This window comes from Micromonospora sp. WMMA1998, assembly GCF_027497375.1.
GTDB classification, from domain to species: domain Bacteria; phylum Actinomycetota; class Actinomycetes; order Mycobacteriales; family Micromonosporaceae; genus Micromonospora; species Micromonospora sediminicola.
In genome coordinates, this window is record NZ_CP114911.1 from 5,819,280 (window position 1) to 5,841,947 (window position 22,668).

Here is a 22,668-nt window from a genome sequence, read left to right on the forward strand (position 1 = left end):
TCAGGGGCGCCCGCGGTGCCGCTCGGTGCTCTCCGGGCCCAGGACGACGCCGCGCACCTCGTCCTCCACCTCCGCCGTGCACACGAAGACCAACTCGTCGCCGGCCTCGATCGGGTCGTCCGGGGTGGGCACCAGCACCCGCTTGCCGCGCAGGATCGCCACCAGCGCCGCGTCCCGGGGCAGCGGCACCGCGTGGATCGGCTGCCCGACGTATGGCGCGGTCGGCGGCAGCGTGATCTCGACCAGGTTCGCCTCGCCCTGCCGGAACGTCATCAACCGGACCAGGTCGCCGACGGTGACCGCCTCCTCGACCAGCGCCGCCATCACCCGCGGCTTGCTGACCGCGACGTCCACGCCCCACTGCTCGGTGAAGAGCCACTCGTTCTCCGCCCGGTTGACCCGGGCGACCACGCGGGGCACCGCGAACTCGGTCTTGGCCAGCAGCGAGACCACCAGGTTGACCTTGTCGTCGCCGGTGGCCGCCACCACCACGTCGCAGCCGGCCACGTTGGCCTCCTCGAGGCTGGCCAGCTCGCACGCGTCGGCGAGCACCCAGTCTGCGGCCGGCACCCGGTCCGGCCGCAGCATCTTGGGCTGCCGCTCGATCAACATCACCTGGTGGCCGTTGTCGATCAGCTCCTGGGCGATCGAACGGCCCACGTTGCCGGCGCCGGCGATGGCGATCCGCATGGCTCAGTGCCCCCCTTCCGGCGGCGTCGCCGCCACCGACGTGACCGACGCGGTGATGTCGTCGGTCACCAGCATGAAGACCTGGTCGCCCTCCTGCACCACGGTGGAGGCGGTGGGCAGGGTGCCGATCCCGAACCGGGTCAGGTAGGCCACCCGGGCGCCGACGGCCTCCTCCAGCTGTCGCAGCGACCGGCCGATCCAGTCCTTGTGCACCGGCACCTCGATGATCGACACGGTGCTGGTCGGGTCGCGGAAGATCTCCACGTTGCCCTCGGGGACCAGGTGCCGCAGCATCCGGTCGGCGGTCCACCGGACCGTCGCCACGGTGGGGATGCCGAGGCGCTCGTAGACCTGGGCGCGGCGCTGGTCGTAGATCCGGGCCGCGACCCGGGAGACGCCGAACGTCTCGCGGGCCAGCCGGGCCGAGATGATGTTGGAGTTGTCGCCGCTGGAGACCGCGGCGAAGGCGTCGGCCCGCTCGATGCCGGCCTGACGCAGCACCTCGCCGTCGAAGCCGGCGCCGGTGACCGTGATGCCCGCGAAGTCCGGCCCGAGTCGGCGGAACGCGTCCGCGTCCTGGTCGATCACCGCCACCGAGTGCCCCCGGGACTCCAGGCTGTGGGCCAGGGTCGACCCGACCCGACCGCAGCCCATGATCACGACATGCACGGTGTCCGCTCCTCCCACGGTGCCGCCCGCCGACCCGTCGTCTGCGAGCCTGCCACGTCCCCGCCCGCGACGGGGCACCGAACCGTACCGCGCGGCCGCGCGCGGGGGTGATCAGCCACCCCACCGTCCCGAGGCGGGTGGCCGTACGCTTGGCGGCTGTGGCCCGACCCACCTCGCTGCTGAAGCGACTCCTCCTCGGTCGACCGTTCCGGTCCGACCGCCTGCAGCACACCCTGCTGCCGAAGCGCATCGCGCTGCCGGTCTTCGCGTCCGACGCGCTCTCCTCCGTGGCGTACGCGCCGGACGAGATCCTGCTGACGCTCTCCATCGCCGGCGCCTCGGCGTTCTTCTTCTCGCCGTGGATCGCGCTCGCCGTCGTCGTGGTGATGCTCACCGTGGTGGCGAGCTACCGGCAGAACGTGCACGCGTACCCCTCCGGCGGCGGCGACTACGAGGTGGCCACGGTCAACCTCGGGCCGCGCGCCGGCCTCGCGGTGGCCAGCGCGCTACTCGTCGACTACGTGCTCACGGTCGCCGTGTCGGTCTCCTCGGGTGTGGCCAACCTCGGCTCGGTGGTGCCGTTCGTGGCCACCCACAAGGTGCTCATCGCGGTCAGCGCGGTCGTGCTGCTCACCGCGATGAACCTGCGCGGCCTGCGCGAGTCGGGCACCGCGTTCGCCATCCCCACCTACGGCTTCGTCATCGTCATCGGCGGCATGCTGCTGACCGGTTTCGTGCGGATCTTCGTGCTCGGCGACGACCTGCGTGCCCCCAGCGCCGGCCTGGAGATCCACGCCGAGCACAGCGTTACCGGCTTCGCGCTGATCTTCCTGCTGCTGCGCACGTTCTCGTCCGGCTGCGCCGCGCTCACCGGCGTCGAGGCCATCTCCAACGGCGTACCGGCGTTCAAGTCGCCGAAGTCGAAGAACGCGGCGACCACGCTGCTGCTGCTCGGCACCATCGCGGTCAGCATGCTGGTCGGCATCATCCTGCTGGCCCGCCGGACCGGCCTGCAGTTCGTCGAGGACCCGACGACGCAGATCGTCGGCGGCCCGGCCGGGTACGTCCAGAAGACGGTCACCGCGCAGCTCGGCGAGACCGTGTTCGGCAGCGGCTCGGTGCTGCTCTACGTGGTCGCCGGCATGACCGCGCTGATCCTGTTCCTGGCCGCCAACACCGCGTTCAACGGCTTCCCGGTGCTCGGCTCGATCCTGGCCCAGGACCGCTACCTGCCGCGCCAGCTGCACACCCGCGGCGACCGGCTGGCGTTCTCCAACGGCATCGTCTTCCTCGCCGTCTTCGCGGTGGTGCTGATCATCGGCTTCCAGGCCGAGGTGACCCGGCTCATCCAGCTCTACATCGTCGGCGTCTTCGTCTCGTTCACGCTCTCCCAGGCCGGCATGATCCGGCACTGGAACCGGCACCTGCGCACCGAGCGCGACCCGGAGGCCCGGCGGCGGATGATCCGCTCCCGGGCGATCAACACGTTCGGCATGGCCATGACCGGCATCGTGCTGATCATCGTGCTGGTCACCAAGTTTCTGCTCGGCGCGTGGATCGCGATCGTCGCCATGGCGGTGATGTACGTGGTCATGCTCGCCATCCGCCGGCACTACGACCGGGTCGCGGCCGAGCTGGAGCCGACCGAGCAGCGGGCCGTGCTGCCCGCCCGCAACCACGCCATCGTGCTGGTCAGCAAGCTGCACCAGCCGACCCTGCGGGCCGTCGCGTACGCCCGGGCGACCCGGCCGGACACGCTGACCGCGGTGACCGTCAACGTGGACGAGAAGGACACCCGGGACCTCCAGGCCGACTGGGAGCGTCGGGAGCTGCCGGTGCCGCTGACCGTGATCGACTCCCCGTACCGGGAGATCACCCGGCCGATCCTCAACTTCGTCGCCTCGGTCCGCCGCGAGTCGCCCCGCGACGTGGTCACCGTCTTCATTCCCGAGTACGTGGTCGGGCGCTGGTGGGAGAACCTGCTGCACAACCAGAGCGCGCTGCGGCTCAAGGGCCGGCTGCTGTTCGAGCCGGGCGTGATGGTGACCAGCGTGCCCTGGCAGCTCGCCTCCACCGCCAGCAAGAACCTGGACCGCCTCGACGCCACGCTCAGCCGGGGCCCGGCCCGCGGCCCCCGGGTGGCGCCGCAGAGCACGCTGCCGCCGACCGTGCCGCCGGCCGCCCCCGCGCCCTCCGACGAGTCGGGCGGCCGCCCGTGAGCGCGCGGTCGCGAACGAAAGGTGATGTCGTGAACGCGCCGGAACGCCCCGGGCTGGAGGAGGCCGAGCGGGTCGAGCTGACCGTCGACGCGGTCGCGCCGGGCGGGCACTGCGTGGCCCGGGTCGGCGGCCAGGTGGTCTTCGTCCGGCACGCGCTGCCCGGCGAGCGGGTGGTGGCCGAGGTGACCGAGCTGCACCGTGGCTTCGCCCGCGCCGACGCGGTGGAGATCCTCGACGCCTCCCCGGACCGGGTCGTCCCGCCCTGCCCGTACGCCCGGCCCGGCGCGTGCGGCGGCTGCGACCTTCAGCACGTCGCCCCGGCGGCCCAGCTCGACTGGAAGGTCGCCGTGGTGCGCGAGCAGCTCACCCGGCTGGGTCGGCTCACCGACGCCCAGGTCGACGCGCTCGGCGTCCGGGTCGAGGCGCTGCCCGGCGGGCCGCTGGGCTGGCGCTCCCGGGTCCGCTACGCGGTCGACGCGACCGGCCGGGCCGGGCTGCTCAAGCACCGCTCGCACGAGGTGGTGCCGATCGAGCGGTGCCTGATCGCCCACCCGGCGATCCAGGAGCTGCCGGTGCTGCCGCCCACCGGGGCGCGCTGGCCGGACGCCGACGCGGTGGAGACGGTCGCCAGCACCGGCGGGGACGTCGCCGTGGTCGCGTACGCCGAAGGGGTCGCCACGGCGGTGAGCGGGCCGGAGCGGGTCCGGGAGACGGCGGCCGGGCGGTCCTTCACGCTGCCCGCCGCCGGCTTCTGGCAGGTGCACCCGGCGGCGGCCGACGCCCTGGTCGGCGCCGTGCTCGACCTGCTCGACCCGCGTCCGGGCGAGAGCGCCTGGGACTTGTACGGCGGGGCCGGGCTGTTCGCCGCCGCGCTCGCCGGTCGGGTCGACGGGGCCCGGGTGACGGTGGTCGAGTCGGCGCCCGACGGGGTGGCCGCCGCCCGGACCAACCTGGCCGACCTGCCCGCCGTCGAGGTGGTCGCGGCCCGGGTCGAGACCGCGCTGGCCCGGCGCCGGATCACCGGCCCGGTCGACCTGGTGGTGCTCGACCCGCCGCGCTCCGGCGCGGGCGCCCCGGTGGTGCGCGGCGTGGTGGCCGCCGGGCCGCGCGCGGTCGCGTACGTGGCCTGCGACCCGGCCGCCTTCGCCCGGGACGTGCACACGTTCGCCGAGGCGGGTTGGCGGCTGGCCGCGCTGCGCGGGTTCGACCTGTTCCCGATGACCCAGCACGTCGAGTTGGTCGGCCTGTTCCTGCCCCCGGCGCGTTAAGCGGGGGCCCTTCCTCTACCGGATCCGTTAAAAGGGGGCCCTTCCTTGCACATCGTCGGGCTGATGTCGGGCACCTCGTACGACGGGGTGGACGTGGCGGCGGGCGAGTTCACCCTCGACGGGGACACGTTGTGGCTGCGGCCGCTCGGGCACCGCGAGCTGGCCTACCCGGACGACCTGCGGGCGCAGATCGGCGCGCTGCTGCCGCCGGCGGGCACCACGATCGAGGCGGTGTGCCGGCTCGACAACCGGCTCGGTGAGGTGTTCGCCGAGGCGGCGGCCGTCGGCGTCGAGCTGGCCGGGGGCACCGTCGACGCGGTCGTCTCCCACGGCCAGACCGTCTTCCACTGGGTCGAGGCCGGCCGGGTGCGCGGCACCCTCCAGCTCGGCGCGCCGGCCCGGGTCGCCGCCCGGGTGGGCGTACCCGTGCTGCACGACCTGCGCTCGGCGGACGTGGCGGCCGGCGGGCAGGGCGCGCCGCTGGTCCCGGCGTTCGACGCGCTGCTGCTCGACGGGAGTGCCGGGGCCCGCGCGGCGCTGAACCTGGGCGGCATCGCGAACCTCACCGTGGTCGCGCCCGGGGCGCCGGTCCTCGGGTACGACGTGGGCCCGGCCAACGCGCTGCTGGACGCCGCCGCCCGCCGCTTCCTCGACCGCCCTTGCGACGTCGACGGGGCGCGGGCCGCCGCCGGCCGGGTGCACCGGGCGCTGCTGGCCCGGTTGCTCGCCGAGCCCTACTACGCCGCGCCGCCGCCCAAGTCGACGGGCAAGGAGCTGTTCCACGGCGGCTACCTGGACGCCGCGCTGGCCGCCGTGGGCGAGCCGGTGGCCGCCGACGACGTGCTGGCCACGCTCACCGAGCTGACCGCCCGCACGGTCGCCGACGCCTGTGACCGGCACGGGGTGACCGAGGTGGTCGCCGCCGGCGGGGGAGTGCGCAATCCCACACTCCGGGCCCGGCTGGCCGCGCTGGGCGCCGGGCGCTGGCGGCTGCGCACCACCGACGAGCTGGGCGTGCCGGCGCAGGCCAAGGAGGCGTACGCGTTCGCGCTGCTGGGGTGGCTGAGCTGGCACGGGCTGCCCGGCGCGGTCCCGTCGGTCACCGGCGCCTCCCGGGCCGCCGTGCTCGGCTCCTGGACCCCCGCCGGCCCGCCGTTCGGGGCGGCCCGGGCGACGCCGCCGCGCCGGCTGGTGGTCGCCGCCTGATCCACGGCTCGGCTGCGGACTGTGCCGCGGCCGATAGACTCTCCGGTCATGAGTGTTGAAGAGGGCACGGCCAACCACGGTCGGCTGCTGGGCACCGTCCGCGGCCCGCAGGACGTGAAGCGGATGACCGCCGAGCAGCTGGACATCCTCGCCGCCGAGATCCGTGACTTCCTGATCGCGAAGGTCTCCCGCACCGGCGGGCACATCGGTCCCAACCTCGGCGTGGTCGAGTTGACCCTGGCGATGCACCGGGTCTTCGACTCCCCCCGCGACCGGCTCCTCTTCGACACCGGCCACCAGGCGTACGTACACAAGATCCTCACCGGCCGGCAGGAGGGCTTCGACAAGCTCCGCCAGCGCGGTGGCCTCTCCGGCTACCCCAGCCAGGCGGAGAGCGAGCACGACCTGATCGAGAACTCGCACGCCTCCACCGCCCTGTCCTACGCCGACGGCCTGGCCAAGGCGTACGCGCTGCGCGGCGAGAAGCGGGCCGTGGTGGCCGTGGTCGGCGACGGCGCGCTCACCGGTGGCATGTGCTGGGAGGCGCTGAACAACATCGCCACCGCCGGCAACCCGCTGGTCATCGTGGTCAACGACAACGGCCGGTCCTACTCGCCGACCATCGGCGGCCTCGCCGACCACCTGTCGTCGCTGCGGCTCAACCCCGGCTACGAGAAGGTGCTCGACACCGTCAAGGACGCACTGGGCAACACCCCGTTCGTCGGCAAGCCGATGTTCGAGGTGCTGCACGCGGTCAAGAAGGGCATCAAGGACGCGGTCGCCCCGCAGGCGATGTTCGAGGACCTGGGCATCAAGTACGTCGGCCCGGTCGACGGCCACGACGTGCCGGCGGTCGAGGCGGCGCTGCGCGCGGCCAAGAACTTCGGCGGCCCGGTGATCGTGCACGCGGTCACCCGCAAGGGCTACGGCTACCGTCCGGCCGAGGACGACGAGGCGGACTGCCTGCACGGCCCCGGCGGCGCCTTCGACGTCGAGACCGGCCAGCTGGTCGCCGCGCCGTCGGTGAAGTGGACCCACGTCTTCGCCAACGAGCTGGTGAGCATCGCCGACGAGCGTCCGGACGTGGTCGGCATCACCGCCGCCATGGCCGAGCCCACCGGCATCGCCACGCTGGCCCGCAAGTACCCGGAGCGGGTCTACGACGTGGGCATCGCCGAGCAGCACGCGGCCACCTCCGCCGCCGGCCTGGCCATGGGCGGCCTGCACCCGGTGGTCGCGGTCTACGCCACCTTCCTCAACCGGGCGTTCGACCAGGTCCTGCTGGACGTGGCCATGCACAAGCTGCCGGTCACGTTCGTGCTGGACCGGGCCGGCATCACCGGCCCCGACGGGCCGAGCCACTACGGCGTCTGGGACATGTCGGTCTTCGGTGTAGTGCCCGGCCTGCGGATCGCCGCGCCCCGCGACTCGGCCACGCTGCGCGAGGAGCTGCGCGAGGCGATCGCCGTCGACGACGGCCCGACCATCCTGCGTTTCCCGACCGGCACCGTCGCCGCCGATCTGCCGGCCGTGCGCCGGGTCGGCCCGGTGGACGTGCTGGCCGAATCGGCGCGTACCGACGTGCTGCTGGTCGCGGTCGGCTCCTTCGGCGCCCTGGGCATGGAGGTCGCCACCCGGGTCGCCGAGCAGGGCTACGGCGTCACCGTGGTCGACCCGCGCTGGGTCCGCCCGGTCCCGGCCGAGCTGGTCGAGCTGGCCGCCGGGCACCGCCTCGTGGTCACCGTCGAGGACGGCGTCCGGGTCGGTGGCGTCGGCTCCGCGCTGGCCCAGGCGATGCGCGACGCCGACGTCCGGGTGCCGGTCAAGGACCTGGGCGTGCCGGCCGACTGGCACCCGCACGGCACCCGCGCGCAGATCCTGGCCGACCTGCGGCTGACCGCGCAGGACGTGGCGCGTGACGTCACCGGCTGGATCTCCGGCCTGGACGCCGCGCCGGTCGACCCGGCCACCGACGGGGCCACGGCGCAGAACTGATCCGGATACGGTGCTCGGGCGGTCCCGCTTCCCGCGGGGCCGCCCGAGCGGCGTTCCGGGGCTCCCCGGGGCCGTCTGCGTGGGAGGAGTGTGCCATGGACGTGCGTGCCGCCACGCCGGCCGACCTGGACGACATCGTCGACCTGCACACCCGCGCCCGCGTCGCCTACTACGGCGCGGGCGGGCTGCCCACCGGGGAGATCGTCAACCCGGAGTTGGCCCGGGAACAGCGGGACGGCTGGACGGCGGCCATCGCCGCGCCGCACAAGCACGTCCGCTGCGCCGTGGTCGACGGGCGGGTGGTCGGTCTGCTGGCCATGGGCCCGCCGCACTCGTCCGAGGTGGACGCCGCGCAGCTCTACCAGATCCACGTCGACCCGGACTGCTGGGGCCGCGGCATCGGCGGCACGTTGCACGGGCTCTTCCTGCGTCACCTGGAGGCCGAGGCGCTGCCCGTGGGGGTGCTGGAGGTCTGGGAGCGCAACACCCGGGCCCGTGCCTTCTACATCCGGCACGGCTGGCGCCCCGACGGCACCACCCGCCCCGGCCCCGCCGACGCCCCCTATCTCGGCATGCGCCTCCACCACCCCTGACGTCCGCGTGGCCTGCTCTGCTCGGCCGCCCTGCCTTGACCGGCCCTGCTCGCCCGTCCGGCCCGGTCAGCCCTGCCTGGCCAACCCGCCCGCTCGCCCCGGCCCGCCGGGCCCTGGCCTCGGCCGTCCCCGCGATCTTGGAGTTGTGGCGCCCAGGATATCCGGTAAGCCCCTGTATCGAAGGTGCCACAACTCCAAGATCGACGCCTCTCCCGCAAACCCGCACCCCAAGCGCGCCATCAAGGCCCGACCCACACCCGGCGCGCGCCCCTTCAAGCACCCGTCGATCTTGCAGTTAAGGCCCAGAAGGAATCCGTTACGCCCTGTTTGTCCGGGCCGCAAGTGCAAGATCGACGCGGGGGTGAGGGTGAGGGCGGGGGCGGGTGGTGTAGGTGCGCAGGGCTCGGAGGAAGTCGACCTCGCGGAAGCCCGGCCAGTACACGTCACAGAAGTACAGCTCGGAGTGGACCGCCCGCCAGAGCAGGAAGCCGGACATCCGCCGTTCCCCGCTGGTCCGGATGACCAGGTCGGGAGCCGATCGGTCGCCGGTGTAGAGGTGCGCGCCGATGGCGTCGGCGGTGAGGCGGTCCGCCACGTCGGTGAGGGTGGCCCCGGCCTCCGCCTCGCGGTGCAGCAGGCGCCGGACCGCGTCGGCGATCTCGGTACGACCGTCGTAGCCGATTGCCACGGTCAGGTCGAAGCCGCCGGCCCGGTCCCGGGTGACGTCCTCGGCCAGCTTCAACGCGTGCCGGGTGGAGTCGGGCAGGACGTCGGTCCGGCCGGCCACGTGCAGCCGCCACGGGCTGTCCGGTCGCCGCAGCGGCTCGGCGATGACGTCCTCGACCAGCCGCATCAGGTGCGCGACCTCGGCGGAGCCGCGCTTGCGTACGTTGTCGACCGAGGCGACGAACAGGGTGATCTGCCGGATGCCCAGCTCGGTGCACCAGCCGGCCACCTCGTGCAGGTGTGCCGCGCCGTACCGGTGGCCCACCGACGGGTCGTCGAACCCCATCTGCCGCGCCCAGCGACGGTTGCCGTCCATCACCATCGCGACGTGCCGGGGCAGCGTCGCGTCGACGAGTCCGGCCCGTAGGCGACGGGCGTAGAACCGACGGATCATCTCGACCATGGGGTCCTCCGACGGGAAGGCCCTCCGCCCGTCAGCGGGGGGCGGAGAGGGAGCGGTACCAGGTCTTCTCGGTGCCGGCCAGGCTGAACGTCTGCTTGGCGTCGGTCTGCTCGACCACCACCAGGCCGGGCCGGTCGACCAGGCGGGTGGTGCCGGGCGGGGCGGCGAACGAGGCGTCCCGGGTACGCCAGGTCAGCACCGCGAGCGGCTGCCCGGGCACCGGCAGGTGGTAGGCCTGGAGCGTGGTGGACCGGTCGGCGGGGGAGACCACCGGGGTTCCGCCGCCGGCGGGGCGGTAGACCACCGCGGTCATGGTGCCGGTGGCCGTCTCCCAGCTGAGCTGCTCCAGGTCGCCCGGCTCCCCGCCGCCCAGGGCCACCTCGCCCAGCGACCGGGTCGCGATCTTCGCCATCGGCCAGGACTCGGGCGTCGAACGGGGCGCCTCGCGGTCGCCGAGGCGGCGGGGGAGGCTGCCGAACGGGCCCCGCTCACCGGCCAGCGCGCAGGTGTCCAACCCGGTCAGGGCCCGCCTGCCGGCGCCGGTCTCGTCGCGCACCAGCGGGTAGCGGGGCGCCTCGGTGGCCGTACCCAGGTCGAGGACGCGGTCCGCGGCCCGGCCGCGCGGCAGCGACGGGGTGGGCCGCAGCGTCGCGGTCAGCTCGACGGCCCGGCAGGCCGGCGCGGCGACCGGGTCGGTCACGCCGTCGGCGCCGCCCAGCACCCGGCCGTCGGGGCCGAGCAGGCGTTCGACCCGGGCGGAGGTGAGGTAGCGGCGGCCCTCGGGCTGGCGCACCGGCAGCACGTCGGAGTAGACCAGGTAGCCGGGGTCGGTGTACTCGGTGGCGTGCGCCACCCGCCAGCGCTGCCCGTCCCGGCCGAGTTGCAGCAGCCAGGAGGCGGCCTCGCCGGGCACGTCCGCGGCGACCAGCGCCAGCGCGGAACCGGCGACCTGGCCGGAGAAGAGGATGCCGGAGGAGGGCACGTGCACCCGGTCGTCCACCGGGGACCGCCAGCCCCGCACCGCCTCGGTGATCCCGGCGGTGGCGGCGGCGTCGCGGGCCAGGCTGCCGCGCGGAGGCCAGACCGCCAGCGTGCCGTCCAGGCTGTCGTAGCCGACCCGCAGGTCCTTCGGCTGCCGCTCGGCGACCGGTCCGCAACCGACCGTGACCAGCAGCAGCGCGGCCAGCGCGGTGCCCGTCGTAGCGCCTCGGCGGGCTGAAACCACCCTGATCCCCTCGCCGGTCGTCGGTCGGAAGCCCACATGGTACGAGACGACCGGTCGCCCGGCCGAGCCCGGCTCACCCGTTCGTCGCGGAACGTGACGCGCGATTCGTGCGCCAATATCCGGCTCCGGTAGACTCCGCCGACTGTGACGCCTGCCGAGACCCGCGGCGCCTCGACGCCGGCCGCCGACGCCCCGACGGGACCCCGCTCCGTCACCCTCGACCGGCCTCCGGTCACCCGGCCCGACCCGCCGGCCCCCGCCGACCCGCCGGCCCCCGCCGACCCGGCGGACGAGGCCGTGCCCGCCGCGCGTCGCCGGTGGCGGTGGCGCTGGACGCGCCGCCGGATCGACCTCGTCGTGTACGGCGGTTTCCTGCTCGCCGCGATCTGGGTGACCAGCGGCATCTGGGCCGACCCCGCCGGCCGGGTGGCCGCGCTCTACAGCAGCGACCCGGCACAGGTGCAGTTCTTCCTCGCCCACTCGGTGCGGGTGGTGCTGCACGGCGAGTTCCCGTTCTTCACCGAGCAGTTCAACTACCCCGACGGGGTCAACCTGATGGCGAACACCGCCATCCTGGCGCTCGGCATCCCGATGGTGCCGGTGACCCTCCTGTTCGGACCGGCGGTCTCCTTCGTCACGCTGGTCACGCTCGGCCTGGCCGGCACCGCCGCCGCCTGGTACCGGGTACTCTCCCGGCACCTGGTGCGTCACCGCCCGGCCGCCGCCGTCGGCGCCTGGTTCTGCGGGTTCTCACCGGCCATGCTGTCGCACGCCAACTGGCATCCGAACATCATCAGCCAGTTCCTGCTGCCGTTCATCGTCTGGCGGGTGCTGGTGCTGACCCGGTCGACCCGCCCGGTCCGCGACGGCGCGCTGCTCGCGCTCCTGGTCACCGCCCAGGCGTTCATCAACGAGGAGATCCTGCTCTTCACCGCCATGGCGCTGGGCGTGTTCCTGCTCGCCGTGCTGGCGCAGCAGCGCGCGCGGTGGGCCGCCGCCTGGCGACCGCTCGGCGCCGGGCTCGCGGTCTGCGCGCTGCTCGCCGGCGCGCTGCTGGCGTACCCGCTCTGGGTGCAGTTCGCCGGGCCGATGGCGTACCACGGGCTCAGCGACACGGTGCGTGACTACGGCAACGACATCGCCGCGTTCTTCGCCCCCGGCTCGCCCACCTTCGGCGGCAACGAGCGGGCCAACGTCAACCTCGCCCCGAACTACTCGGAGGAGAACGCCTTCTTCGGCTGGAGCCTGTCGCTGCTCGCCGTGGGCATCGTGGTCTGGCTGCGCCGGGACGTGGTGGTGCGGGCGCTGGCCGCGACCGGGCTGTTCTTCGCCGTGCTCTCGCTCGGCGAGCGGATCTCCTGGTGGGACCGGGAGCTGGTCACCGGGCCGTGGGAGCTGCTGGTGCGGCTGCCGCTGCTGGACGCCGTGGTGCCGACCCGGTTCGGCATGATCACCGGCGTGACGGTCGCGGTGCTGCTCGCGTACGCGGTGCGCAGCGCCTGGGTGCTGCGGGGCGTGGACCGGCGCACCGCCCGCACGCTGACCGCCGCCGGCCTGGTCTTCGCGCTGCTGCCGATCGCGCCGATGCCGCTGCGGGTCACCACCCGGCCGCCGGTGCCGGAGTTCATCACCGCCGACCGGTGGCGGCAGTACGTCGGGCCGGACCAGACGCTGGTCTCCGTGCCGGTGCCGGCGATGGGCAACACCGACCCGATGCGCTGGGCGGCCAGCACCGACCTCGACTTCAAGATCCCCGGCGGCTACTTCCTCGCCCCGCGCAACGGCGTCACCGGCGACCCGGGCCGCTTCGGCGGCCGGCCCAGCGGCATCGGGGACCTGCTGGAGGAGGTGGCGTCCACCGGGCGTACGCCGAAGCTCGACGACCGGCAGCGCCGCCGCTTCCTCGACGAGCTGCGGCACTGGAACGCGGCGGTGGTGGTGCTGCCGCTCAACGAGCAGAACGCCGAGCCGCTGCGCCGGACCGTGGAGCAGTTGGTCGGCCCCGGCCGGCAGGAGCTGGACGTGTGGTTGTGGGACGTCCGGACACTGACCAGCCGCTCCGTCTGACCGCGGCGGACCGCCCCGGCCGCGCGTCCCGGCGCCGGTGGCGGCCCCGCCCGGTCGACGCGCTCGTGGTGGCCGGCTACCTCGGTCTGGCCGTGCTGCTCACCACCGACCAGTGGCGCCGGCCGGAACGGCTGTTCCACCAGGCCGGCGACCAGATGCTGTTCGAGTGGATGCTGGCCCGGGCGGCCCGCGCGGTGACCGGCGGGGAGAACCCGCTGTGGAGCGCCGCGCTGAACGCCCCGGACGGGGTGAACCTGATGGCGAACACCTCGGTGCTCGGGCTGGGTGTGCCGCTCACCCCGGTCACCGTGGCGTTCGGCTCCCAGGCGGCGTTCCTCGTCGCGGTGACGCTCAGCCTCGCCGGCACGGCCACCGCCTGGTACGCGCTGCTCGCCTGCCGGCTGGTCCGCTCCCGGGCCGCCGCCGCGGTGGGCGGCCTGGTCTGCGGCTTCGCCCCCGGCATGGTGGCCCAGGCCGGCGCGCACCTGCACATGGCCGCCCAGTTCCTGGTGCCGGTGATCCTGGCGCTGGTCTTCCGGCCGGCCACCGACCGGGTCCGCCGCGACGGCGTGCTGCTCGGGCTGGCGGTCGCCTACCAGGTCTTCCTCGGCGAGGAGGTGCTGGTCTTCCTGGCCCTCGCGGCCGGGGTGCTGGCCGGGGCGTACGCGCTGGCCGACCGGGCCGCCGCCCGCCGGCTGGTCCCGGTGGTGGCCCGCCGGCTGGGCATCGGCGCGCTGGTCGCCGGCGTGCTGCTGGCGTACCCGTTGTGGTTCCAGTTCTTCGGGCCGGGCCACTACAGCGGGATGCCGTTCCACACCCTGGGCTACCGGCTGGACCTGGCCTCGTTCACCGCCACCGCGCGGCAGACCGTCGCCGGGGACGCCCACCGCGCCGGGCTGCTGTCGCCGAACCCGACCGAGCAGAACTCGTTCTTCGGGCCGTTCCTGCCGCTGCTGGCGCTGCTCGTGGTGGTGCGGCTGTGGCGTCGGCCGCTGGTGCGCGCGCTCGCCGCGTGCGGGCTGCTGTTCGCGCTGCTGTCGCTCGGCGCGAGCGTGGTGCTGAACCGGCACGACACCGGGGTGCCCGGCCCCTACCGTCTGCTCGCCGGGGTGCCGCTGCTCGACCTGGTGGTGCCGGCGCGGTTCGCGCTGGTGTGCGTACCGGTGTGCGGGGTGCTGCTGGCGTTGGCCCTGGACCGGGTCCGGCGCTCCGGCACGCGCGCCTGGGCGCCGTGGGCCGGCGCGGTCGCCGCCGCGCTGCTGCCGCTCACCCCGACGCCGATCCGCACGGTGCCGGTGACGCCGGTGCCGGCCGTGGTGTCCGGCGGCGGCTGGCAGGCGTACGTCCCGCCGGGCCGGACGCTGGTGCCGGTGCCCCCGGTGACCGGGGCGGCGGTCAGCCCGGCCATGTTCTGGTCGGCGCGCACCGGGCTGGCCTTCGACGCGCCCGGCGGCTACTTCATCGGCCCGCGCTCGGCGACCGACCCGACCGCCCGCTGGGGCGCGCCGGACCGGCCCACCTCGCTGCTGCTGCGCCGGGCCGCCGAGACCGGCCAGGTGCCGCCGGTCGGCGACGTGGAGCGCCGGCAGGCGGTCGAGGACCTGCGGCACTGGCGGGCGGCGGCGCTGGTGCAGGCCGACTCGTCGCCGGCCGACCCGGTGCGCGCCACCGTGGACGCCCTGGTCGGCCCGGGCCGGGACGTGCCCGGCGGGCACCTGTGGGACGTCCGCCCCCTGCTCGGCTGACGCACCCGGTGCCGTGTAAGGAGGGGCCCCCTTTTAACGCGCCCGTGTTAAAAGGGGGCCCCTTCTCTACCGAATACGTTAAGAAGGGGCCCTTCCTTACACGCGGTCGCGCACGTCCCAGAGCCAGACGTCGTCGACCCGCTGGGCGGGGCCGAGCAGCGCGGTCATCAGGTCGCGCAGCACCGCCTCGCGCGGGTTCGCCCCGAGCACCACCACCGACGCCCGCCAGAAGCGCAGGTCCTCGACGGCCTGCCGGCGGTTCTCCTCGGTGATCTCCGGGACCCGGTCGGCGTCCATGGTGGAGTAGATCAGCGTGCTGGTGGGGCGGTTCGGGGCGCCGAAGACGCCCTCGCCCCGCTCGTTCGGGCCGATGAAGTAGCCGCCCGGGATCGGGAACTCCTGCCCGGTCAGCGCGCTCCAGCGCAGCGTCGGCAGCCCGTGCACGTTGCTCGGGATCGGCACCGGGACGAGGGTCCGGCCGTCCGGCACGTAGGGGCGCCAGCCGCCCGAGGTGACGAAGTGCGGCGGCGGGTCGATCTGCTGCGCCGGCAGCGGGCGTGGGAACAGCGGCAGCAGGGCGGCCACGATCGCGGCGTACCCGACCAGGCGCAGCCCGCGCCGCCGGCGGGGCCCGGCACCCGGCGCTGAGGTGTCGTCGCCGGCACGCGGGGCGGGCACCGGCGACCGGCCGGCGCGGGCCAGGGCGTCCCAGGCCAGCGCCAGCAGCACGCCGACCGCGCCGACCACCACCAGGCTCAGTCGGGTCGGCATCATCATCTCGACCAGCGGCAGGTCGTCCGGCACGTACGCCCACGGGCCGTCGACCTCGGTCTCCACCCCGTCGAAGCGCACCGTGGGCCCGATCGAGGCGACCATGAACACGACCACCAGCACGGCCAGGATCCGGGCCGGCACCGACCGGCGCGCCAGCAGCACCAGCGCGACCAGCCCGACCAGCACCAGCGGCCAGCCGAACCAGGTGTTCTGCTCGGTCAGCCCGATGGTCTTCTCCACCGCCTCGTCCCCGGCCACGGTGTCCCGGGCGAAGGTGACGAAGGCCATCAGGTCCTCGCCCCAGTTGTGGAAGACCCCGCCCTGCAGGCCGCGGTAGGACTGCGGGCCGTTGAACTGGAACCAGATCGGGTACGCGGTGAGCAGCAGCGCCACCCCGCCACCGACCCCGATCGCGGCCAGGAACGCGCCCGCCCGCTCCCGCGTCGCGCGCGGGCGTTGCACCGCGTACGCCACCACGACGACCAGGCAGGCCAGCGCGGTGAGCAGCAGCATCTCCTCGTTGATGAAGATCTGGTACGCCACCAGCAGCCCGAGCGCCACGCCGTTGCGCCGCCAGCGGCCCGGCTCGCCGAGGCGCAGCACCCGGGAGACGATCAGCGGGAGCAGGAAGTTCGACACGAAGTTGGGCTGCCCGTTGGCGTGGTGCACGATGCCCGGGGCGAAGCCGAGGAACGCCCCGCCGACGAACGCCGCGCCGCGGGAGCGGACCAGGTGCCGCGACAGCGTCCAGTACGACGTGGCGGCGGTCGCCGACAGCGCCGCGCCGAGGTAGAGCGCGTACATCACCTGCGGGCCGAGCAGCATGGTCAGCGGCGCCAGCGGCAGCGTCACCCCGAGCAGCGAGGTGTTCGCCATCATGTTCACCCCGTCCGGCGCGTTCTGCCGGGCGGTGAACAGCGGGTTCTCCAGGTGCCGCACCGAGTAGGCGCCGTGCGCGAACAGCCACTCGAACCAGCTGTGGTCGGTCGGCAGGTGTGAGGAGACCCGGTGCTGCACGTCGCCCCAGTAGTTGAGGCAGACGAGAACACCGAGCAGCGCATAGGCTCCGATGGCCAGCACGTCGGCACGGGCCGGTCGGCGACGCGGCCGACGCGGCGGGTCGGACACGCGGGTGTCGACCTCGACGGACGAGGAGTTCAGCGAGGGGTCCACCACCGGCACGGCCACGACGGGCCATCGTACAGGCGGTCCGGCCACGGTCCGGTCACGACCGGGCGAGGGTCCGGCGGCGCGGAGAGGGGTGCTCGTGACCGTCATCGATCTGGGTGAGCTGCGGGACGACCCGGCGTCCGACGTGCCGGGCCGGGCGCCGCGTGCGGTCGGCCGGCCGTTCCGCGTCCTGGTGGTGCTGCTGGTGGCGCTGGTCACGCTCGCGTCCGCGACGCCACCGGCGCGTCCCGCGCGGTGGACGGTGCCGGCTGGCACCGGGGCGTCCGCGTTCGTCGCCGGTGACCGGGTGTACGTGGTCCGGCCGTTGGACTGGCGGCCCGGTGCGCTCCGGGAGGTGGTCGCCTACCGGGACGGGCGGGAACGCTGGCGCAGCCGGCTGCCGAGCCCGGGCGACGTCGTCTCGGTGTGGGAGATGGGCGACCGGGTGCTGGCCGCCGGGCCGAACGGGCCCGACGAGGCGTGGCAGACGGTGGCCCTGGAGACGGCGACGGGCCGGCTCAGCTGGCGGCAACCCGCGCTCGGCTACCCGGCCGGGGACGCGCTTCTGCTCCAACCGACGACCGGGTCGGGCCCGCAGGAGGTGCGCCGGGTGGCGGTCGCCGACGGCCGCACGCTGTGGACCGCCCCCGCGACCCCGGATCTGCGGTTCGTCCTCGGGCCGGCGGGGGTCGAAGGGCTGCTGGTGGTGCCGGAGAGCGGCGAGACCGTGGTGCTGGACGCGGTCACTGGCGAGCGGCTGGCCGCCCGTGACCTGCATCCGGGGGAGCTGCCCACCCAGCGGCGGGTGCTGACCGCCGGCGACCTGGTGCTGGAGATCCGGGAGGACGGGGTCGCGGCCTACCAGCGGGACACGCTCCGGTCGCGGTGGACCGCCGACCTGCCGCTGCTGGACTATGTGGACACCTGCGGAGGCGTGCTCTGCGCCAGCCGGCAGACCGGCGGCATGTGGGGGCTCGACCCGGCCACCGGCGCGGTCCGGTGGACCATCGACCGATGGGCGGGTGTGTGGAAGGCGGACGGCGGGCGGTTGCTCGTCGGCGCCAGTGAGAGCGACGACGGCCACCTGGCGGTGCTGGACGCCGACGACGGGCGGCTGGTCGCCGATCTCGCAGGGTGGACGGCGGTCCCGCCGAGCGAGGTCGGCGGCCCGCTGTTCCTGACCCGGCCGCTGGGCGGCGGTCGGCTGCTTCTCGCCGAGCTGGACCTGCCCGGCGGTCGGCTGCCGGTCCGGGGCGTGCTCTCCGGCGTGGACTGCTCGGCCGGCCGCGCGCTGGTGGTGTGCCGCGACGGTGACGGCGACTTCGCGGTGCGGCGGCTGCCGTGAGCGCGCTCATCGACCTGGGTGAGATGCGGCACGGCGAGGACGGCGACGAGCCGCTTCCCGCGTCGCCCCGGCGCCCTCCGGGTCGGGTCGCCCGGGTGGTGGCGCTGGTCTGCCTGGCGCTGCTCGCGGTGACCGGCGCGGCCGCGCCGGCCAAGCGGCCGGCGCCGGTGCGGGTGCCCGCACCGCAGGGAGCCGCGTTCGTGGTCCTCGCCGACCGGCTGATGGTGGCCGACGGGCCGGGCACCGTCGGCCGGGGCGGCCGGGTGGTCACCGGGCACCGACTGCCCGGCGGGGAGCCGCTCTGGCGGTTCAGCCTGCCCGCCGGCGACCACGTGCTCGGGCTGGGCGTCGCCGCCGGTGGGCTCCTGGTCACGAGCAGCCCGGCCGGCGCCGGCGACACGCTCTCCACGTTGCTCGACCCGGCCACCGGCGCGTCACGCTGGCGGCAGCCCGGCTACCCGGTCACGACCGCGTCCGGCGGCCTGCTGCTGGAGAGTCCCCGGGCGGCCGGCGCGGGCAGCGTGCTGGCCGTCGACCCGGGCTCCGGGGCGGTGCGGTGGACGCTGCCGATACCGGCCCAGGGGGTGGCCTACCGGACGGACGGCCACGGGGTGACTCAGCTCGTGCTGGTGACGCCGGACGGGCGGGTGGCCGTGCACGACGCGGACACCGGCGCGCTGGCGCACACCGGGCGGGTGCCGGCCGCGCCGGACGGCGTCTCCTACCGGTACGCGCAGGTGGTGGCCGATCTGCTGCTGGTCGACGGCGGTCCCGGCACGGTCACCGCGTACGGGCTGGACCGGCTCGACGCCCGCTGGACCGTGCCGGTGCGGGAGCGCGCCGGGCTCTGGTTCACCGACTGCGCCGGCATGGTCTGCCTGCGCGACCAGGTCGGCGGCGCGCGGACGCTCGACCCGGCGACCGGGCGTCCGGCGTGGACCGACGAGCGGTGGCTCGGGGTGTTCCCGGTCGGCGGCCGCCTGCTCGCGGCCACGCCCGGAGTCGGCCTGGAGCTCAACCGGTGGGTGCTGGAGCCGACCACCGGCCGGGTGCTCGGCCGGCTCGGGCGCTGGCGGATCACCGGCACGGTCCGGCCGCCCGACGGGCTGCTCGGGCTGCGTCACCTCAGCGCGGACCGGACGCTGGTCGGCGCGCTGGACGTGCCGGCCGCGGAGGCGCGGATCCGGGCGGTGCTGCCCGGCTCCTGGGACGAGTGCGCCGACTCGGGCACCGTGCTGGTGTGCCTGCGCCCGGACGGCGGGCTGACGATCTGGCCGGTCGGCCGCTGATCACCAGTTGCGCTGCGCGGGCGGCGCGGGCAGCGGCACCGACTCCGGGCGCACCACGTACGCGATCCCGCCGCTGCCACCCTGCCAGGCCGCCTCGAACGGCGCCCGGGGCACGGTCCGGCGGACCCGCTCGTCGTCCGGCGCGTACGGGTCGTTGAGCACCGGGTCGCCGTCGTCGGTGAAGCCGACCAGCACGACGAGGTGCCCGCGGGTGTCGTAGTCCAGCCCGGGCACCTGCCCGGCGGTGAACGCCGCCGAGACGATCAGCGGGATGCCGGCGGCGACGAACCGTTCCGCCTCGGCCAGCGAGCGCAGCCGGGTGACGAACGCGTCCACCCCGTGCGTGGCCGCGTACGCGGTGTTGAACGGCCAGTTCCCCGCCCCGGCGTACGCGTGGTCGTAGCAGTGCCGGGCGGCGTGCACCACCACCGGGCGCGGGCCGGGCGGGTCGACCCAGGCGTAGCGCTCCGGGGTGGGGCCGGCGCCCCAGAAGTCGAGCACCATCGACACGCAGGTGGGGCTGCACCAGGAGTCCCCGCCGCCGCCCCAGCGGGTCTCCCCGCCGGCGTGCAGCCGCTGCGCGTACCGCGGCACGTCCAGCACCCGACCCCGGGCGCCGGTCTCCGCCGCGCCGCCGTCGACCCCGGCGTCGGCGTCGGCGTCGGCGGACGCGACCACGCCGACCGTGCGCAGCACCGGGCCGGCGGGCGCGTCGGGCCGGCGGAACAGGGTCACCCGGGCCTGCCAGCCGGTCACCGTCGCGTCGGTGACGCGGAGCGTGTCGGCCAGCACCCGGGCGTGGCCGTCGGCCTGCCCGGGCACGGACGAGCGGTGCACCGCGCTGTCGTCGGCCGCCCAGCGGCCCAGCTCGTACCAGCCGGTGGTGGCGGCGTCACCGGCCCAGCCGCGCAGCTCCACCCGCAGCCAGCAGCCGGGGGGCGTGTCCGCGGTCCAGGAGGGCACCAGCTCGGCGGCGGCGAAGCCGACCGGCACCACCGGGGAGGTCCACGTCCCCGCGGCGTAGTCGACGGTGGTCCCGGAGTGCGGATCGGTGTGCGTCAGCGTGCCGGCGTTCGCGTCGGGCGTCAGCCCACCCGGCTCGGCGCGCAGCCCGTCCACGCGGCCCCGGTCCCGGTCCGCCGGGAAGCGGAACCGGTGGTACGCCACGTCCCGGCCGGGGTGGACGGCGGTCATCGGGGCTCCGCTCGGCTCGGGTCCGGCCGTCGGCCGGCGCGCTGGTCGATTCTTGTCGGGGAGCATCGCGTACCCGAAGGTTTTCTGCAACGGCGGCGCGTGCCGGCCGTTTGGTCCCCGCCAGTAGGTTGTGGGAGGTCACGAGGCGGGAGGCCGGGATGCGGGTACTGGTGGTCGAGGACGAGCGGAACCTCGCCGACGCGATCGCGCGCGGGCTGCGCAAGCGCGGGATGGCGGTGGACGTCGCCTACGACGGCAACGCCGGGCACGAGGCGGCGTTCGTGACCCGCTACGACGTGGTGATCCTGGACCGCGACCTGCCCGGCGTGCACGGCGACCGGATCTGCGCGGACCTGGCCGCCTCCGGCGCGCTGACCCGGGTGCTCATGCTCACCGCCAGCGGGACCGTCGCCGACCGGGTCGAGGGGTTGCAGCTCGGCGCCGACGACTACCTGGCCAAGCCGTTCGCCTTCGACGAGCTGGTGGCCCGGGTGCAGGCGCTGGGCCGGCGCGCCACCCCGGCCGCGCCCCCGGTGCTGGCCGTCGCCGACCTGGAACTCGACCCGGCCCGCCGGGTGGTGAGCCGCGGCGGGGTGCCGCTGGAGCTCACCAACAAGGAGTTCGGCGTGCTCGCCGAGCTGCTCAAGGCGCGCGGGGCGGTGGTGTCCAGCGAGGAACTGCTGGAACGGGTCTGGGACGCCAACACCGACCCGTTCACCACCATCGTCCGGGTCACCGTGATGACCCTGCGCAAGAAGCTCGGCGACCCGCCGCTGATCGACACCGTGGTCGGCGCCGGCTACCGCGTCGGCGGGGTCTCCTGACATGGGTACGCGGCGGGTGCGACCCACGCTGCGGCTGCGACTGACCCTGCTCAACGGCGTGCTGCTGGTCGGCGCCGGGGCGATCCTGGTCCTGCTGGCCTGGCTGCTGGTCCGGGACGCGTTGCGTCCCACCGACGAGCTGCTGCCCGGCACCACCGTGGTGCTCACCGACGGCCGCACCCTCAACGCCGGGCAGTGGCAGCGGCAACTGGTCGACGCCGCCTCCCAGGAACTGCTGGTCAAGGGGCTGCTGGCGCTGCTGGCCGTCGGCGTGGTCGGGGTGGCCGGGGCGTACCTGGTGGCCGGGCGCGCGCTGCGCCCGCTGCACCAGGTCACGGCCACCGCCCGCCGGCTCGGCGAGACCACGCTGGACGAGCGGATCGGCTGGTCCGGCGCGGACGACGAGGTGGCCGAGCTGGCCGAGACGTTCGACGCGATGCTGGACCGGATCACCGCCGCGTTCGAGGCGCAGAAGCGGTTCGTCGCGAACGCCTCGCACGAGCTGCGCACACCGCTCGCGGTGATGCGTACCGAGATCGACGTGACGCTCAGCGACGACGACGCCGACCTGGCCGAGTACCGGCGGATGGCCGGCGTGGTGCGGGAGGCGTCGGAACGGGCCAACGGCCTGGTCGACGCGCTGCTGGTGCTGGCCCGCAGCGAGGCGCAGACCGGCCGGCGGCTGGCCCGGCGCGCGGAGACCGACCTCGCCGTGGGCGCCGCCAACGCGCTCTCCGCGGTCGCCCGCGAGGTCGAGCGGATCGGCCTGCGGGTGCAGACCTCGCTGCGGCCGGCGCCGGTGGTCGGCGACCCGGGGCTGCTCGACCGGCTGGCCGGGAACCTGGTGGAGAACGCGGTCCGCTACAACCACCTGCACGGTCGGATGTGGGTCCGCACCGGCACCGACGGGCAGCGGTCCTGGCTGGTGGTGGGGAACACCGGCTTCGAGGTCGCCCCGGCCGAGGTGCCCGGGCTGTTCGAGCCGTTCCGGCGGGGCGGCCAGGAACGCACCGGCGCCCGTGGCTCCGGCCTCGGCCTGTCCATCGTGCGGGCCGTCTGCGACGCGCACGGCGGCACGGTGAAGGCGGTCGCCCAGCCCGGCGGCGGCCTGGAGGTGACGGTCACACTTCCGTCGGCCGACCCGCCCGCGGCCACCTGACCGCCGATCCCGCGCCGCCCGGCCGGCCACGGGTCCCCACCTTTTCGTGCGGCCCGGCCCGGCTGTCCCGCCCGCCCGCGACGGGTGCTCGGCCGTGGCGACGCGGT

General features: G+C 75.0%; 17 protein-coding genes. 11 read left to right on the forward strand and 6 right to left on the reverse strand.

The window, feature by feature from the left end; translation table 11 throughout:
* Together O7600_RS27100 and O7600_RS27105 are read right to left on the reverse strand one after the other, a co-directional pair.
* Window positions 1–690 (reverse strand): TrkA family potassium uptake protein, encoded by a 690-nt coding sequence (locus O7600_RS27100; RefSeq protein WP_174530510.1) that lies wholly within the window; start codon window positions 688–690, stop codon window positions 1–3.
* 3 nt (window positions 691–693) lie between these two features.
* Complete coding sequence (locus O7600_RS27105; protein ID WP_091579521.1) at window positions 694–1,359, reverse strand: TrkA family potassium uptake protein; 666 nt, start codon at window positions 1,357–1,359, stop codon at window positions 694–696.
* A gap of 158 nt (window positions 1,360–1,517) precedes the next feature.
* Here O7600_RS27105 and O7600_RS27110 point away from each other — a divergent pair, with 158 nt between their 5' ends.
* From O7600_RS27110 to O7600_RS27130, 5 genes are all read left to right on the forward strand, one after another.
* Window positions 1,518–3,578, forward strand: a complete 2,061-nt coding sequence (locus O7600_RS27110) for an APC family permease (protein WP_281591234.1) — start codon at window positions 1,518–1,520, stop codon at window positions 3,576–3,578.
* Between the two features lie 29 nt (window positions 3,579–3,607).
* Window positions 3,608–4,846 (forward strand): TRAM domain-containing protein, encoded by a 1,239-nt coding sequence (locus O7600_RS27115; protein ID WP_281591235.1) that lies wholly within the window; start codon window positions 3,608–3,610, stop codon window positions 4,844–4,846.
* Between the two features lie 63 nt (window positions 4,847–4,909).
* Window positions 4,910–6,052 carry an anhydro-N-acetylmuramic acid kinase gene (locus O7600_RS27120; RefSeq protein WP_281591236.1) on the forward strand — a complete coding sequence of 381 codons (1,143 nt, stop codon included), beginning with the start codon at window positions 4,910–4,912 and terminating at the stop codon, window positions 6,050–6,052.
* Between the two features lie 48 nt (window positions 6,053–6,100).
* Window positions 6,101–8,047, forward strand: a complete 1,947-nt coding sequence (gene dxs / locus O7600_RS27125) for a 1-deoxy-D-xylulose-5-phosphate synthase (RefSeq protein WP_091579513.1) — start codon at window positions 6,101–6,103, stop codon at window positions 8,045–8,047.
* Between the two features lie 95 nt (window positions 8,048–8,142).
* Window positions 8,143–8,640, forward strand: a complete 498-nt coding sequence (locus O7600_RS27130; RefSeq protein WP_281591237.1) for an N-acetyltransferase — start codon at window positions 8,143–8,145, stop codon at window positions 8,638–8,640.
* 316 nt (window positions 8,641–8,956) lie between these two features.
* Here the strand turns inward: O7600_RS27130 and uppS are convergent, their stop codons facing one another.
* Window positions 8,957–9,769, reverse strand: a complete 813-nt coding sequence (uppS, locus tag O7600_RS27135) for a polyprenyl diphosphate synthase (RefSeq protein ID WP_281591238.1) — start codon at window positions 9,767–9,769, stop codon at window positions 8,957–8,959.
* Between the two features lie 31 nt (window positions 9,770–9,800).
* Window positions 9,801–10,994: a hypothetical protein gene (locus O7600_RS27140; protein ID WP_281591239.1), complete on the reverse strand. Its 1,194-nt coding sequence runs from the start codon at window positions 10,992–10,994 to the stop codon at window positions 9,801–9,803.
* Between the two features lie 297 nt (window positions 10,995–11,291).
* Between O7600_RS27140 and O7600_RS27145 the strand changes: the two genes are divergently transcribed.
* Both O7600_RS27145 and O7600_RS27150 read left to right on the forward strand, forming a co-directional pair.
* A complete protein-coding gene (locus O7600_RS27145) occupies window positions 11,292–13,061 on the forward strand; it encodes a hypothetical protein (protein ID WP_281594280.1) in 1,770 nt (589 codons plus the stop codon).
* Window positions 13,019–14,806, forward strand: a complete 1,788-nt coding sequence (locus O7600_RS27150) for a hypothetical protein (protein ID WP_348651362.1) — start codon at window positions 13,019–13,021, stop codon at window positions 14,804–14,806. Before O7600_RS27145 ends, O7600_RS27150 begins: the two co-directional genes overlap by 43 nt.
* Window positions 14,807–14,902: 96 nt before the next feature.
* Here the strand turns inward: O7600_RS27150 and O7600_RS27155 are convergent, their stop codons facing one another.
* A complete protein-coding gene (locus tag O7600_RS27155) occupies window positions 14,903–16,756 on the reverse strand; it encodes a hypothetical protein (protein WP_281594281.1) in 1,854 nt (617 codons plus the stop codon).
* A 91-nt stretch (window positions 16,757–16,847) separates the two neighbouring features.
* Between O7600_RS27155 and O7600_RS27160 the strand changes: the two genes are divergently transcribed.
* Window positions 16,848–18,095, forward strand: a complete 1,248-nt coding sequence (locus O7600_RS27160) for a PQQ-binding-like beta-propeller repeat protein (protein ID WP_281591241.1) — start codon at window positions 16,848–16,850, stop codon at window positions 18,093–18,095.
* Window positions 18,092–19,384 (forward strand): PQQ-binding-like beta-propeller repeat protein, encoded by a 1,293-nt coding sequence (locus O7600_RS27165; RefSeq protein WP_281591242.1) that lies wholly within the window; start codon window positions 18,092–18,094, stop codon window positions 19,382–19,384. Before O7600_RS27160 ends, O7600_RS27165 begins: the two co-directional genes overlap by 4 nt.
* On the opposite strand, the gene O7600_RS27170 is transcribed toward O7600_RS27165, so the two are convergent.
* Window positions 19,385–20,578 (reverse strand): C39 family peptidase, encoded by a 1,194-nt coding sequence (locus tag O7600_RS27170; protein WP_281591243.1) that lies wholly within the window; start codon window positions 20,576–20,578, stop codon window positions 19,385–19,387.
* A 158-nt stretch (window positions 20,579–20,736) separates the two neighbouring features.
* Between O7600_RS27170 and O7600_RS27175 the strand changes: the two genes are divergently transcribed.
* Together O7600_RS27175 and O7600_RS27180 are read left to right on the forward strand one after the other, a co-directional pair.
* Window positions 20,737–21,402: a response regulator transcription factor gene (locus tag O7600_RS27175; protein ID WP_099161975.1), complete on the forward strand. Its 666-nt coding sequence runs from the start codon at window positions 20,737–20,739 to the stop codon at window positions 21,400–21,402.
* Window position 21,403: 1 nt separating this feature from the next.
* Window positions 21,404–22,561, forward strand: a complete 1,158-nt coding sequence (locus tag O7600_RS27180) for a HAMP domain-containing sensor histidine kinase (protein ID WP_281591244.1) — start codon at window positions 21,404–21,406, stop codon at window positions 22,559–22,561.
* Window positions 22,562–22,668: the final 107 nt, after the last annotated feature.

What these genes read in the sequence shown, in the direction of transcription:
- dxs (WP_091579513.1), top strand. Translation starts at nt 6,101, where the DNA reads ATGAGTGTTGAAGAGGGCACGGCCAACCACGGTCGGCTGCTGGGCACC.
- O7600_RS27175 (WP_099161975.1), top strand. Translation starts at nt 20,737, where the DNA reads ATGCGGGTACTGGTGGTCGAGGACGAGCGGAACCTCGCCGACGCGATC.
- O7600_RS27170 (WP_281591243.1), bottom strand. Translation starts at nt 20,578, where the DNA reads ATGACCGCCGTCCACCCCGGCCGGGACGTGGCGTACCACCGGTTCCGC.
- uppS (WP_281591238.1), bottom strand. Translation starts at nt 9,769, where the DNA reads ATGGTCGAGATGATCCGTCGGTTCTACGCCCGTCGCCTACGGGCCGGA.
- O7600_RS27180 (WP_281591244.1), top strand. Translation starts at nt 21,404, where the DNA reads ATGGGTACGCGGCGGGTGCGACCCACGCTGCGGCTGCGACTGACCCTG.
- O7600_RS27130 (WP_281591237.1), top strand. Translation starts at nt 8,143, where the DNA reads ATGGACGTGCGTGCCGCCACGCCGGCCGACCTGGACGACATCGTCGAC.
- O7600_RS27120 (WP_281591236.1), top strand. Translation starts at nt 4,910, where the DNA reads ATGTCGGGCACCTCGTACGACGGGGTGGACGTGGCGGCGGGCGAGTTC.
- O7600_RS27100 (WP_174530510.1), bottom strand. Translation starts at nt 690, where the DNA reads ATGCGGATCGCCATCGCCGGCGCCGGCAACGTGGGCCGTTCGATCGCC.